This window comes from Clostridium sp. CS001 (genome assembly GCF_020443565.1).
GTDB lineage: Bacteria > Bacillota > Clostridia > Clostridiales > Clostridiaceae > Clostridium_AD.
Genome location: NZ_JAIZZN010000018.1, coordinates 60,922 through 76,012, shown reverse-complemented (window position 1 = coordinate 76,012; position 15,091 = coordinate 60,922). Strand labels below are relative to the sequence as shown.

Below are 15,091 nucleotides of genomic sequence, written 5' to 3'. Positions count from 1 at the left end.
TTATTGCGGTGTTTTTCAAATGTCAAGTGTTTTCTTGAATTCATTTAATTATTTTAATTACCAGTTTGTGTTATCTTAGCTTGATGACATTGGCCACGTGGGTGGCACTATACTATATTATTTATCCCCAAGCTCTTAAGAATAGCCGTTGAAATTGCCTTTGCTATTTTTTGTTGATACACTTCACTGTTAAGTAACTTTTCTTCCTCTGAATTAGAAAGAAATCCAGTTTCTATAAGTATTGATGTAGCATCCGTATTACGTAAAACATAGTAATTATCAGTTTTAATCCCTCTATCTTTACTTCCTGTTTCTTTAAATAACTCAGTTTGTACTGCTTGTGCTAATTTCACACTGGCTGCACTTCCATTAAAATAATACGTCTCAATACCGCTAGCAGTTGCAACACCCGAATTGGCATGAATACACACAAAATAATTCGGTTTAGCTGTATTAGAAATATCACATCTAGCTTGAAGATTTTCAGCTGCGTTAATTGGCCAATCTATATTATCGCTAATTCTTGTGTATATTGGCTCAACACCGTTCTTAGCTAGTATGTTTCCTACCTTTAAGGTAATTGACAGTGCCACATCCTTTTCGTTTATGCCTGTAATCCCTATAGCTCCTGAATCATGGCCTCCATGTCCTGCATCTAAAACAATTTTAAAGTTAGTTTTAGTACTCTCCATTATGTTTACTACTAATGTAACCTTTTTAATGCTTTCCTTAATGGTCCCTTTAAAGCTATAGCTTCCAACTTTGCTTGTATCGAGTTGTTTAATATCCCAAACCACATCAACTTCTTTTTTCTCACCGGTGTTTGTAGTTATTTTAACCTTCAAAGGAAAATTATATTTATCACCTTTACTAATATTTTCAGTAATATCCTCTATATATTTGGTTACTGAGACCGAAGGTTGAGGTGGAGTTGAACCTGTATCTCCACCAACGTCTCCTTGTTTAGGATTGGCGCTTATGTATTTTTTAACTGCCCCTAAAAAGGCCAAAGCTAATTTATCTTTGTACTCACTAGTTTTAAGTTTGTTTTCTTCAATTTTATTAGTTATAAAGCCTATAGCTACCATAGCCCCTGGTGCATTAGATAGTTTTAAGCTATTATATTCACTTTCTTTAGCTCCTCTATCTGCAGCTGCAGTTTGACTTATTAACTGTGCCTGTATGTACTGTGCTAATTCCTTGCTTTTATCATTTCCTTTTAAGTAATAGGTCTCTATACCATTAGGAGCTTCAGACTCAACGCTATTGCAACTAATTGTTATAAGTAAATCTGCATTCGACTTATTGGCAATGTTTATTCTCTCTTGTATATCATTACTAGAATCCCAAGTTACCGTATCGCTACTTCTAGTGTAAACAACTTGTACATTTTCTTTTTCTAGTAATTTACCTAGCCTTAAAGCTACATCCAAATTAACATCTTTCTCTTTGAGTCCCGTAGGTCCAATATTACCATTGTCAATACCACCTCTTGCTGCATTAATGCATACAATGAATTTTGCAGTACCTTGCACAGGAGGTACAACTATAACAGGTGCACTTTCAGTATTAAAATCCATTCTAACTTCTTTGGGAAGAGGTTTTCCATCTTCCGACTTAACATTTTGAGTTACTACCAAGGTATAGGTCTTATTATATTCATAGTTTTTTAAAGGTTCAACCATTACACTTTTATTGCCATTTGCTAAACTAACTTTCACATCTATGTTCTTGCTATTTTCTCCAATCACCATAATATTGGTGGTGTTTACAGTAGCTTTACTCAGAGGTTTATTAAAATTCACCGTCCAAGGTTTACTAGCTGTCACATCTTTTTTAGCATCCATATATGCAAATGTTTCTGCTTTAACTGTCACTTGCGTAGATATAAACATTGCAAAAGTTAAAATCATAATTACAATTGCTTTAAAGTGATTTTTCATATAATTCCTCCTAAACTGTCATAGTTTTCATATCATTTAATTATACCAATAGTGCCACCCACGTGGCAAGTGGCAAGTTTCAAAAAAAACACGGGATAGGCATTTATTGCCTATCCCGTATATCCAAGTCTAAATCTGCTTCCAAAGCTGCTAATATTGCAGCATCGCAGATGATGATTTAACAAGCCACAATTTCTTTAATCATAAATTCTTTTCCACTTATTAACTCCCAGTACCCATTTGTGCAGTCAGGACATTTTCCCTTATTCTCAAGTAGATTAAAAACTTTATTACAACCTTTGCAAATAACATTGCCTGGTAATACTTCAATTTCTAATTTTGTATCTTGCATTATTGTGCCATCAACTGCGGCGGGGTAACAGGCCTCAATGTATTTCGGAATCATAGAGGATAGCTCACCAATTTGGAGAACTACCTTTTCAATTTTTGTTACTCCATTTTTCTCTGCAAAGTCCAAGACGGTCCTAATCACTTCAAACACCACACCTAATTCATGCAAATTAACTCACCTCTATTCTCCTAATTTTAAAGACAAAAGGAAACCTCGTGTCCCCTTTTGCCTATATTTTACCTTCTTCCTTAAATGCCTATTTAGCTTTATCTCCTGTAAAAATTCCAGTTACAAATTTGTTCATTTTTCTTGCTGTGATTCTACCTTTACGCTTAATTATATTTTTAAGAATTATAGGTTTAAGCTTTTCAAATGCTATACCTTCAGCATCATTATTTCTCACAAGTGTAATTGCATCGAATTTACACCTAGTTGTACATGCACCACAGCCTATACACATGTATTCATCTCTAGTTGTAACACCACATCCAAGGCAACGCTCAGCTTCCTTTTTCACTTGTTCTTCTGTGAATGTGTTACGTAAATCTTTAAAGGTTTCTTTTGATTTCTTTCCATCCACATGAAGTGGTCTTTGCCTAGGCATACTATCGTAGCTTTCAAGGGTCAAGTTCCCCTTATCAAGTGCATGGTAGTCTCTCCTATCACGACCGATAATTAAGCTTTGTCCCGGTTGAACATAGCGATGGATTGAAATTGCAGCTTCCTTACCCATAGCGATTGCATCTATTGCAAACTTAGGACCAGTCATTGCGTCTCCACCTGCAAATATATCCTCTTCTCCTGTCTGCAAAGTAAATGAATCTGCTTTTACTGTCTTATTTGGATTTAATTCTACCTTACTACCTTCTAACAAATTACCCCAATCCATTCCCTGCCCTACTGAAATAAGAATGTGGTTTGTCTCCACAATTTTTGTTTCATTTTCATCAAATACAGGACTAAATCTTCCATTCTTATCAAAAACTGAAAGACATTTTTTAAATTCTATGCCTACAACTCGCCCATTTTCCGCTAAAATTCTTTTTGGACCCCAAGAATTGTTAATACCAATATCTTCTGATACTGCTTCTTCAATTTCTTCTTCAAGGGCAGGCATTTCACTTCGGCTTTCAAGGCAGAACATTTCAACCTTTGAAGCTCCAACTCTTGTAGCTGTTCTTGCAACGTCTATGGCAACATTACCACCACCAATTACAACAGTATTTCCTTCAAGTTTCACTTCATTACCTAAGTTTACTTCCCGAAGGAAATCAACCCCTGTAACAACGCCCTCTGCTTCTTCTCCTTCTATACCAAGGTTTCTACCTGCTTGAGCACCAATTGCAAGATAGAAAGCTTTATAATCTTGATCTCTTAAATCTTTAAGACTAACATCTTTGCCAACTTCAACACCTGTCTTAAACTCAACGCCTAATTCTCTCAAAATATCAATTTCTGCATTAATTACTTCTTTTCCTAGTCTATAAGATGGAATTCCAAGTGTAAGCATTCCACCAAGTGCCTTCTGTTTCTCAAATACCGTTACCTTATAACCATCAATTGCTAAATAGAAAGCGCAAGACAGTCCTGAAGGACCAGCACCAACAATAGCAATTTTCTTTCCATATTCATGTCTATGAGTTGGCACATACCTATTTCCCATGGTTAGTTCTTGCTCTGCAATGAATTTTTTGATTTCATCTACGGCAACCGGAGCATCAATATCTCCTCTTGTACATTCATCTTCACACTTCCTTGGACAAATACGTCCACATACCGCTGGAAATGGATTTTCATGCTTGATCAGTTCAAGTGCATCTCTATATTTACCTTGAGAAGCTAGCTTAATATAACCTTGAACAGAAATATGAGCTGGACATCCTGTTTTACAAGGACTCGTACCAGTCTTTACAACATTTTCTCTGTTTATACGATGATTTTCATTCCATTTATCTTCGCCCCACTCTGTATTAGATGGGAACTCCACTCTTTTCTCCTCTATAATTGGAGTTTTAGTACATATTTTTTGTCCTAATTTCAAAGCATTAACAGGACAAACCGCAACACATTCTCCACAAGCAACACATTTATCTTTATCTATTTGTGAAATGTAATTTGAACGTACCATATCATTGTTTAAAAACATTCCAGCAATTCTTGTTGCATAACAAGAACATCCACAACAGTTACAAATGGCGTGAGTTTTTCCAGGACCATCTGTATTAGGTATCTGATGCATTAAACCGTTTTCTTCCGCTCTTTTAATAATCTCAAAAGCTTCTTCCCGGGTAATTTCGCGACCTCTACCTGTGCGAATATAGTACTCAGCAGCGTGTCCCAGCTGAATGCACATATCTTCCTTTAAGTGACCACAACCTTCTCCCATTGCTTCCCTTGATGTACGGCAAGAACAATCTGAAACTGAGAAAATAGTATTTTCATTTAGATATTTAGAAATTTCCTCATAAGATGCCCTTCTAGTTTCCCCTTGAATAGATGTTTCAATAGGGATTACGCGCATAGGTCCTGTTCCTATTGTAAAAATACCTGCTGTCAATGGAGCTTTTTTTCTCCCATAGTGCTCAAAAGCCTCTGCAGATTGTATAAAGTTTTTAACGCTTTTCTTATCTGGGTGGTTAACTATGGTTTCCATGTGTCCCGGAACCCAAATCTCAAACCAGTATTTATCAACGCCTTCTATTTCATTAACAAAGCAAACACCTGCAATAGCCAAATCCCATAAGAGCTTTGCTGTTTTCTCTACGGATTTGCCGCAAAGAGCAGCAACCTCTTCTGCACTTTGAGGTTTACGTAATTCAAGAAAAACTCCTACTTCTGCCATTTCCTCTGTAACAACAGGTTCTAGAACTTTATATTCCGGATCATTCCCTGTAATTTCTGATTTTGAGCCCTTCTTTGCCCTACTAATCTTATTAGCAAGCTCCAATACTTTTTTATTTACCATGTGGATTGCCCCCTTATTTAATAACTAGTTATAGTCTATTCCCCATTAAATTTCACTATGATGCTATTTTTCATTCCAATTCTTAACTTCCATGCGAACCCAATCAGCCCACTCATCAATTCCCTTACCGGTTTTAGCAGATATTTCTATTACCTTGATATTGGGATTCAATTTTTTTATACGTGCTCTCACTGCCTCTATATTAAAATCAAAATAGTCTATTGCATCTATTTTGTTGATTAATACAACATCAACAATTGAAAACATTAAAGGATATTTTAAGGGTTTATCATCTCCCTCTGGTATACTTAAAATCATAGCACTTTTTGATGCACCAGTGTCAAATTCTGCTGGACATACCAGGTTTCCTACATTTTCTAAAATTACAAAGTCAAGACCTTCTGTTTCAAGACCTTCGAGCCCTTGCTTTGTCATATCTGCATCTAGATGACACATACCTCCTGTATGCAATTGGATTACTTTTGTTCCTGTCTGCGAAACTGCGTGAGCATCTACATCTGAATCGATATCAGCTTCTAAAACTCCAATGCTCATTTCACCTTTAAGTGCTTCAATGGTTCTTAAAACAGTTGTTGTTTTACCCGAACCTGGTGATGACATCAAATTCAGTAAAAAGGTCTTATCTTTTTTCAATTCTTCCCTTAGTAAATCTGCTTGCCTGTCATTGTTTTCAAAAATACTTTGCTTGATATCAAGAATTTTGTATGCGTCCATATTATTTGCCCCCCCGTTTAATTCTAAGTTTTATTTTTATTCCTTTTTATTTAAAAAAAGTAGTTTACAATGGCCTAATACTACATAACCCACTATTATATTGTTATAATTTTATCATTCTAAGTATATAAAAAAACACTACCATTGTCAAAAAAGTCAGACATATCCTACTTCAACGTTTATCGACTTTCTATTTCAAGTATGGTTTACATATCTTAAATTGGATAATTCATATAATAATGGCTCTTAATAAAGATTTTATGCGAAGAAGTGTAAACTATACTTGAAAATAAAATAAAGATTGCTTAAATGATCCAAAATCATTCAAGCAACCTTTATTTTCTTAAAAATACTTATCCATTAGATAGTTTGAATACTTAATACAGTTTTCCATTGACACTGTACTCATGATTTCACCTGCTAAAAAAATGTTGTTTTTACCTTGCATGGCTTCCATCTTTTCGTAGAATCCATTTTGCAATGCATTGGTATCCACATGAGGACCTTGTTTCCAATGCTTAACCTGATAAAGCCTTGGACTTTGAATACCTAGTTTCAATAAGTCACTTTCAATTATTTTCAAGGATTCTGCTACAGACCTTTCGGGATTGTCATAAGCATATACCATAACAAGATCTTCACCATGGCCTAAATACCACCTAGAGTTCCATATTATGATATGTCCCCTATTCTTCATTGATAAATTTTCTAGCACGCAACCGCATCCTTTTGGGAGCTTCTCTGCTATAAAAGCATAAATTTTATAATCTTCATACTTTATACAGCTTAAGAATTGTTTCATTTCGGGGTCTTCACCATAAATATTAGCAAATTGATTTAAAGGAGCGGTGACTACTACTCTATGGAATTCAAGCACCTCAAAATCTGTGTGAATACATAATTTTTCATTGTCTGACAAGGAAACTTTTGTTACTCTTTGTCCCAATCTAATATCTTTAATTTCCTGATTTAAGCATTCAATTAGGGATGAAACCCCCTCTTTCCATGTGCTAAGTTCAGGTAATTCCATAAAAGACATTATATTATCATAATTAAGTACCCTAAGAACATAAAGTGCCGGTACCTCATCTATATCTCCTAGTCCATAACTTGTAAAATGATGACCATAAACTGTTTTTAAAACTTTAAACTGATTTATATCACACCACGTTGAAAAAGGAAGCATAAGTGGAGCCTCTATGTTATGAATATTAAAACTTTCTAATGATTTGTACTCCTTTAAAACATTAGGAAGTCTACTTAACTCTTCCACAAAATCACTCAAGTCATCTTTTGGTATTTGCCTAACCTTATTCCCAGTTGCATCATAATTCTCCCGGGATAGCTTAGGGCCATCAACTTTGATATTAAAAGTTTTCAACAGTTTTTTTAGTTGTTTCTGACAAGGCAACCCAAATATAGCACCAAATTCATAGGATTTACCTTTATACCAAATGGTATTAAGCTTACCACCTACCCTATCGTCCTTTTCAAAAACAGTAACATCCTTATACCCTTTTTTTTGCAAACTATATGCCATTACAAGACCAGCTAGTCCTCCGCCAATAATCGCAACTTTATAATCAGCTTTATTCACTTTGATCACCTCGTTTAGGCGGACTTAACAAAACCAAAAGCCACAGTGGCAACGTATCTAAATCTACATTGTTATGAACTGCTCTTTCAAGGACCACCTTAGCCGGAACCTTTTGAGCATTACACCCACTTGAAATAACTCTTTCAAAGTTATAATGTCTTAAAAACTTGTGAATAGCACTTTCAACCTTAATAAAAGAGTCCAAGTTCTCGTCTGTTCTAACCTTGTTATGAAATTCTTTCACTAAAAGCTCGTTAAAATCACCCATAGCATCTAAAACAGTATCTTTTCCAGGCGCAATAAACTTATGATTGATGTGAAAGCTTTCTATAATCTCCTTATACTTATTGCTATTAACAAAATAGGGTACAAACTCTTTTGTTTTTTCTGTGATTAAATTCTCAATATTTAAATTAAAAGTCTTCATCAAATAGACAAGCTTAATTTCAAAATAGTCCCAAATATTAATATCTTGCTTTTTATTATATAGCTTTACCACACCAAACTTTGAATAGGTATCATAAAGACTGTACTGATACACTTTACCAATGCCATCAAATGTACCTATAAAATCCATTCGTTGAATCACCAAATGCCCTGGATATGTCCCTTGTGTATTTTTAAAATCCATTGTTGCCTTTTTACTCTTTCGCTTAACTCTTACATGAAGCTCTTTATTTTTAGAATATTCTATCCGCTGAGCTTTTGTTGACAGCTTGTGTCTCTTTAATACATTGTAAATTCCAGACTCCCCGATATTAAATCCTTCCACTATTAGTTCATAGTAAACTCTTTTTGGCCCATCTATAGGGTTCCTTTCAACATATGATAAAATTTCATGTTCAATAGTTTTACTTACTTTATTTGGCATAGTGGGTTTCTTTGGCACTTTTATTTCTAGTCCCATCATTCCATACTTTTGATAAGCCTTATTCCAATTGTAGAATGTGGTTCTTGTAATTCCAAACAGCTTACATGTTTCTGAAACATTCTTTTGTTCCAAACCATGCTTTAAAACCATATATTTGTTGTGGGCATTAAACCCTTCTACTTTCATGATAGAGCCTTCTTTAATATTTGAATTTGCCCTAAAGATTTTTCCGTACCATCATTGGAGACTCTAGTCATAATATATACTTCATAAAAATCTCCACTTACTTCAATATTATTTCTATCAATATAATCAGTAAGGCTTTTATAATATTTACTGGTATCATTATAATCATCATCAAAGTTTAGTGTTATATACTCGCCTGCCTCCAAGGTTATCACTTTATTATCAACATCATTTGTAATATAATCCGAGGCGCTAATAAACATATTATTGTACACAACCTTATTATGTTTTTTCATATCATCGTAAGATATAGAGAAGGCAAGTTCTTTTTTAGAGCTATTATATTTTTGCTCTATAGATACTAATATTTCACTTAAATTTATTTCAAATTCTTCTGTATATCTCTTTGCATTATTATATTTAATAAATTTTCTTTCTTGGTTATACTTTATGAAAATTTCATTAATACCCTCTTCTAAAGAATTCTTTATACGCTTCTCAAGAAAACTGATATTATTTTTCATTATGTTTAATTCTTTTATCTTATTGTTAATCATTTCCTTTTGATTACTTATAATACTAAGTATGGAATCAAATGAAGTGTAATTCTCTATTAAGTCTTTTATCTCCTCTAAGGATAACCCCATAGCCTTGCATTGCTTTATTAAGTCAATTGCTACCAAGTGTTTGGCAGAATAATATCTGTACTTACTATTTTCACTTATGTATGAAGGTTTTAGCAGTCCAATTTTATCATAATATCTTAATGTTTGAATTGATATATTATTCAGCTTTGACATTTCACCTATTGAAAAGTTAGTACCTATGATCTCACCTCATTTTAATTTAGTAATCTTCAAAAATATCTAGCTTATTATTTTATTTAAGTGTGGTCTTTTACTGAGCAAGAATCGCCTTCGTGGAAGTTTTTACGTTTGCGATTAATTTTATAGTTATAAATGTCAAACTTTCAGATACTAATGCACTTATCCATATGCCGTTTATTCCAAACATATTTCCAAATAAAATTAAGCATATTGGAAGGAAAATAACCGCTCTACATATACAACTTATATTTGAATACTTTGGTTTTTCTATAGCTTGATAATACACAAGAGTATTTAAATTTAATCCTACCACAAAATAACTAAAGCACGCTATTCGAAGTGCTTTGTATGCTAGTTTTGCTATGTATGGATCTGCTGTAAATATCCCTATAAGTCCCTGTCCAAAAACAAAACTTATTATAACGAAAGCTCCACTTATTAAAATTGAAGATGTACATGTTATTTTAAAGAATCCTATCAACTTCTTAGAGTTTTTTCTTCCATAATTATAACTTAAAAGCGGTTGAACTCCTAGTGTTATTCCATAAAGGACCATATAAATATTTGTAGTTAAATAATTTATTATACTATATGCAGAAATTCCTACATCACCTACATATTTTGCTAAAGCTATATTATGCAATAGCACAATTATTGAATAACTCCCTTGAGCAAAGAATGATGGGAAACCTATATGTGCAAAGTTTTTAATAAGTTCCTTATCAAGTTTTACATTTCCAAAGGTTAAAATCCCTTCTCCTTTTAAGAAGTGAGGTAATAAAACACCTACTGTAACTATTTGGCCAAGTCCTGTAGCTATAGCAGCTCCTTTTATTCCAAGACCAAACTGAAATATAAAAATATAATCTAATATTATATTAGTTATTGCACCACATATTGTGGATATCATTGCAAGTTTTGGTTTTCCATCATTTCTAACAAAGCTAGAAAGAACTATTCCTGTTAAATTAGGAATACAAAATAGCGTATAGAACCTTAAATAATCCACTGACAAAGCTTCAAGCTTACCTGTTGCTCCTAGTAAATTTACTATTCCTTCTGTAAAAAACACACCTATTATACTTATTACAATACTAACTATTAGTAGAAATTTAAATACTTGTCTAAATATATTTACTGCACTTTCCTTGTCATTTGCTCCAATGTTTTTAGATACCAGAGCACCTCCACCTATTGCAAACATAGAAGCAAGCCCAAATAATAAAACTGTAAATGGTAGCACTATGTTAACTGCTGCTAATGCCGAATCCCCAACCCCTTGGCCTACGAATATTCCATCAATAACTGTATATAAAGAAGAAATAAACATAGCAAGTCCTGAAGGAACCGCATATCTTAAGAATTTTTTTGTCATTCGTATATCCACCTTTTTCGTTATTTTTACACTTTTACTATTATAAACTCTATTGCTACTATAGAGTCAAGGTATATATTAGTGCCACCCAGGTGGCAAGTGGCAAGTTGTTATTCTTAATTATCTAAAATAATGATTTATATTTTAATATTTAACACAAACTAAACACTCTCTTCATTCTTTCTTCACAATTTTATAGTATAGTTTTATTATAGAATAAAAGTTAAAGCGAAGTCCCCCTTTACTTTAATATTAAAAGCTGTGAATTTGAAATTCACAGCTTTTATTTTTATACCTTATTCAATTTTTTAAATATTACATAAGAATAAATCATTGGAACAATAGAAATTATAGACACTATTGTTATTAAGGCTATGAAATACATTGTACCTCCAATTATTGCAAAGATAGTAGAAATGATCCCACCCACTACCCATAGTGGTGCGGCCATTCGGTGAGTTTTAACCCAAACTTCTTCATTTGCAAGTGTCCAAGGAGTCTTTATTCCAACAAAATAATTATGCTTGAATTTTCCCATGACATTTCCTATAACCACAAATAATAATGATGTGCCTACACCTATTAACATAACTACATCAACACGATGTCCTAATGCAACTAACAATATTACAACTTGAATACATGCAAAAAGTATATGCAATGAATTTCTTATTACTTTATAAGAAGACTTGAATTTTTCGTAATTTGCTTTTTTAGGGTCCAAATAAGGTAAAAACAGAAACATAAAGTAAAAAGCTAAATTCATTAAAGGAATTAAAAATGTTCCAAAGAACTTCCCTAAGTAACCATCAATTTCACCTTTACTATTCCAGTGACTTGGAATTTTGCTAGGTAGTTCCGGATAAAAATATAAGCTTACCATAAAAGTTAAGACAATTATAACAAGAATAAACCAATCTTTTTTTATAATATCAAGAATCTTTTTCATTATTAATATCATCTCCATCTTCATTATAATGAGTTGCATCAAAAAACCAGCCAATAACTTCCTGAAATACAGTAGTATTTAATGTGTAATAAATATTCTGTCCTTTTCTTTCATCACTAACAAGATCTGCTTGTTTTAACGTGTTTAGATGGTGAGAAATGCTGGGTTTCGTCATATCAAAGTGCTCTGCAATCTCTCCCGCTGTAAGGCTCTCCTTCTTAAGAAGCATGATTATTTTGCGCCTGGTTGGATCAGCTAAAGCTTTAAAAGGTAAATTTAAAGCAGCCATATAATCCCTCCCTTAATTAATATAATACTATTAGATATTTAGACAACTGTCTAATAGTATTATATTACATTTATTCAAATAGTGCAACTATAATCTAGTGCCACCCAGGTGGCAAGTTGCTTTCTTCAATAAAAATATAACGGATATGCATCTTGTGCCTATCCGTTATATGTTAATTCTAATCCCTTATTCCAATCAGCGAAATTAAACCATTACCCAAAGTTTCTCCCCAACATAAATAATCATGTCCACTATTAAAATATTCAAAGTAAGTATCATATCCCTTTGATATCAAGACGTCTTTTAATTTTATATTTGTACCTATCATACCTTGCTTATGTTCAAGAACACCTACATTCAAATAAAACTTAAGAGGTAACCTATCTATTCCTTCAAACTCAGTACTTATCCAGCAATCAAGTGGAGAGCCTTCGTAGCTTTCTCTCTTATACCAATAAGAACCTGATTGTGAAAGCACATTTCCAAAAACCTCTGAATGTTTTAATCCCAAATATGTAGCTGTTAATCCTCCCACACTAAGTCCACCAATTATAGCTTCATTAGCATTATTTGAAACATTATAATTCTTTCTAACCCATGGAATTAAATCTTTAACGATAACATCTGCAAAAACATCGTCACAACTTAATTCGTCCTCCCTTGTTTCCTCAGGAGAATCAATGAATATTGTAATTATAGGTGGTATTTTTCTATCCGCAATTAGGTTATCAAGCACCGTAATTGCAGAAAGAACATTAATGTATTCATCACCATCAGTTAAAACTAAAAATTTGTAAGGTTTATTACTTTTGCTATAACCATATGGTGTATAAATTCTAATTCTTCGATTTTTTTCTAAACTCTCACTATGAAGCTGATATTCATGTATTTTTCCTTTATGACTTCCCTTTCTTTCTTTTACCCAAAAATGCTCCTTAGCCTTTGGCATTACAACATAGGATTCTATTTCATCTTTCTTTCCATCTTCACCTTTAACTATTATTCTATTTTTATTTAACTTATCATAGGTTAACTCTTCCCATCTTTTAGTCCAATCATCATCGTCAAGCGAATCATTAACAGACAGACTATACTTAAATCTCACATCGTTTCTCACTTTATAAGTTATGTACCACAAATTTGTTTCTAAAAGTCTTTGCATCTTGTTCTCTTGTAAATTATCCTGCCCAATTGGGGGCATTAATACTATATTTTCAATTTCTTCATCTGCTTTATAAACAAAAGTGACTAATGCATTTTCAGAATCTCCATCTATTTCTTCTATTAAAGGAGCTCCATTACTCTCTACATTATCCCAAAATTCTTGTAAAGCTTGCCTATCCTCTTGCTGAATTTTTTCTTTTAAGTTCATGATTATTGTACTATTTAATAATGTTCTTTCCATATTAAGTCATTCCTTTTCTTTTTATCGTAACATAGTGCCACCCACGTGGCAAGTGGCAAGTTGAACTTTAACCAATCTAAAAAAGGGGCACGGATTATTTCCGTACCCTCCTCTTGCGTTTTTAAAGCCAACATTCTCCACCTTTTCTTATGTCTCACATGTTTTATCACAAGCTAATTTTAAGAAAATGTGATTTTTTATAGCTATAGTCTTTTTTATAGGTAACATTAAGTAGATTGAATGTGTGTTGAGATATGAGTGGTTCACTATTGTCACCAATCCTTGCAAATGAAGTTACTACAGCCCCATGAAAAATAGTATTATTATAGTTTTCATAAAATATCACATCTCCAATTTCAAGTTCATGGGCGTTATCTACTTCTAATCCCTTAATTGCATTTCTATTACTGCTTTGGTTTGTTTTTAAATACCAATATAGTGAGTGTGCAACTGCCCAGCAGACTGAAGCTTTACCTTGATTCATATCATACCACCAAGGTCTAATGTTGTTATAGTCCATGGGAGCTCCTCCTGCTCTTAAGCATTGAGAAACAAAGTTTGTACAATCTCCACCATTCTCATTAACTAATTGAAAGTATTTATATGACTTGTTTGGTGAAAGGGCATATTGCACAGCATAGTTTGCAGCCGCTCTTCCATTATACTTATTCGGCATAACAATCTCCTAAAAAGTTCTACTCATAATATATTATGCTATATACCTTTATTGTTTACAGTGGACAATTATTTCGTATTTTCTACTACAAATTTTCTATGAACTTTTTTAATATTTAACAAATAATATACCGTTTATTCATCATTCTGACATATATCCATGATATTATATATATATAAATGAGATAGAAATTAAAGCGAAGTCCCCCTTTACTTTAATACTAAAAGCTGTGAAGCAATCCTTCACAGCTTTTTTTTATTCATCTTCTAAAACTATACGATGCTCTACAAGAGCCATTTCCTTTATTTTTGCCTTTACAGTTTTTCTCTCACTGAATATATTTTCAAGCATTATGCCGTCTTTGGTTGGAACCACCTTATCTACGGATTCCAATATCAAACTTTCATTACCCTCTTTGTCAACAAAATAAACATTAGCTTCACACATAATCAAACACCCCTCTGATTTTTCACTATTTCAATAGCATCATCAATATAATGTGGCAGTGGTTTATTTTGAGTCCCAGCCACAGTTACGTTACATCTATTCAAAGGAATAAGCACTTTTTTTGCTGAGCTCTCTGCTATAGCTCTCGCCATAAGAGGTGTGAGTTCACCCAGCAGTGAATTAGCACATATTATTCCTATTGGGCCCAAGATTATATCCACTTTAGAAGCATTGTAAACAACAGCATTTTCACCTGTTGCCCCTTCGCTCGCTCCTGCTTTAATCATTAATGCAGTTGCAAGAGAATTAGTTCCAAGTGCAACAATCTCAATACCTTCTCCAAAAACTTGTCTAAATTTTTCAACAATAGCTTTACCTATTCCTCCACCTTGCCCATCTACTACAGCAATTCGCATTATACTCCTCCAATCATTAAATCATTGCCTTGCAGCTGCTTATATTCTTAGATTCCGC

General features: G+C 33.2%; 14 protein-coding genes. All 14 read right to left on the bottom strand.

All coding sequences use genetic code 11. The features are described 5' to 3' along the window. Positions 1-107: 107 nt before the first annotated feature. The 14 genes from LGK97_RS12660 to LGK97_RS12595 all read right to left on the bottom strand — a co-directional run bounded on the left by LGK97_RS12660 (position 108) and on the right by LGK97_RS12595 (position 15,033). On the bottom strand, positions 108-1,943 hold the full coding sequence (locus tag LGK97_RS12660; protein WP_226260140.1) for an N-acetylmuramoyl-L-alanine amidase: 1,836 nt from the start codon (positions 1,941-1,943) through the stop codon (positions 108-110). Between the two features lie 178 nt (positions 1,944-2,121). Then, complete coding sequence (locus LGK97_RS12655; protein WP_226260139.1) at positions 2,122-2,463, bottom strand: hydrogenase maturation nickel metallochaperone HypA; 342 nt, start codon at positions 2,461-2,463, stop codon at positions 2,122-2,124. An 88-nt stretch (positions 2,464-2,551) separates the two neighbouring features. After that, entirely contained in the window at positions 2,552-5,260 is a 2,709-nt protein-coding gene (locus LGK97_RS12650; RefSeq protein WP_226260138.1) for an FAD-dependent oxidoreductase, read from the bottom strand. Positions 5,261-5,323: 63 nt separating this feature from the next. Further along, on the bottom strand, positions 5,324-5,995 hold the full coding sequence (gene hypB / locus LGK97_RS12645; RefSeq protein ID WP_226260137.1) for a hydrogenase nickel incorporation protein HypB: 672 nt from the start codon (positions 5,993-5,995) through the stop codon (positions 5,324-5,326). 343 nt (positions 5,996-6,338) lie between these two features. Continuing rightward, positions 6,339-7,592 (bottom strand): FAD-dependent oxidoreductase, encoded by a 1,254-nt coding sequence (locus LGK97_RS12640; RefSeq protein ID WP_226260136.1) that lies wholly within the window; start codon positions 7,590-7,592, stop codon positions 6,339-6,341. Beyond that, positions 7,585-8,649 (bottom strand): helix-turn-helix domain-containing protein, encoded by a 1,065-nt coding sequence (locus LGK97_RS12635; protein ID WP_226260135.1) that lies wholly within the window; start codon positions 8,647-8,649, stop codon positions 7,585-7,587. The genes LGK97_RS12640 and LGK97_RS12635 overlap by 8 nt, the downstream gene beginning before the upstream one ends. Beyond that, positions 8,646-9,476 carry a MerR family transcriptional regulator gene (locus LGK97_RS12630; RefSeq protein ID WP_319001564.1) on the bottom strand — a complete coding sequence of 277 codons (831 nt, stop codon included), beginning with the start codon at positions 9,474-9,476 and terminating at the stop codon, positions 8,646-8,648. Before LGK97_RS12630 ends, LGK97_RS12635 begins: the two co-directional genes overlap by 4 nt. A gap of 70 nt (positions 9,477-9,546) precedes the next feature. After that, positions 9,547-10,851, bottom strand: coding sequence for an MATE family efflux transporter (locus LGK97_RS12625; RefSeq protein ID WP_226260133.1), 1,305 nt, complete (start codon positions 10,849-10,851; stop codon positions 9,547-9,549). 289 nt (positions 10,852-11,140) lie between these two features. Next, the gene (locus LGK97_RS12620; RefSeq protein ID WP_226260132.1) at positions 11,141-11,800 is read right to left on the bottom strand and encodes an SdpI family protein; all 660 of its coding nucleotides are present in this window, start codon (positions 11,798-11,800) and stop codon (positions 11,141-11,143) included. Beyond that, positions 11,784-12,089 (bottom strand): autorepressor SdpR family transcription factor, encoded by a 306-nt coding sequence (locus LGK97_RS12615; protein ID WP_226260131.1) that lies wholly within the window; start codon positions 12,087-12,089, stop codon positions 11,784-11,786. Before LGK97_RS12615 ends, LGK97_RS12620 begins: the two co-directional genes overlap by 17 nt. 178 nt (positions 12,090-12,267) lie before the next feature. Beyond that, on the bottom strand, positions 12,268-13,494 hold the full coding sequence (locus LGK97_RS12610; RefSeq protein WP_226260130.1) for an alpha/beta hydrolase-fold protein: 1,227 nt from the start codon (positions 13,492-13,494) through the stop codon (positions 12,268-12,270). 166 nt (positions 13,495-13,660) lie between these two features. Further along, the gene (locus LGK97_RS12605; protein WP_226260129.1) at positions 13,661-14,170 is read right to left on the bottom strand and encodes an amidase domain-containing protein; all 510 of its coding nucleotides are present in this window, start codon (positions 14,168-14,170) and stop codon (positions 13,661-13,663) included. A gap of 255 nt (positions 14,171-14,425) precedes the next feature. Further along, positions 14,426-14,617 carry a CooT family nickel-binding protein gene (locus LGK97_RS12600; RefSeq protein WP_226260128.1) on the bottom strand — a complete coding sequence of 64 codons (192 nt, stop codon included), beginning with the start codon at positions 14,615-14,617 and terminating at the stop codon, positions 14,426-14,428. A gap of 2 nt (positions 14,618-14,619) precedes the next feature. Next, entirely contained in the window at positions 14,620-15,033 is a 414-nt protein-coding gene (locus tag LGK97_RS12595) for a DUF3842 family protein (RefSeq protein ID WP_226260127.1), read from the bottom strand. Between the last annotated feature and the right edge of the window lie 58 nt (positions 15,034-15,091).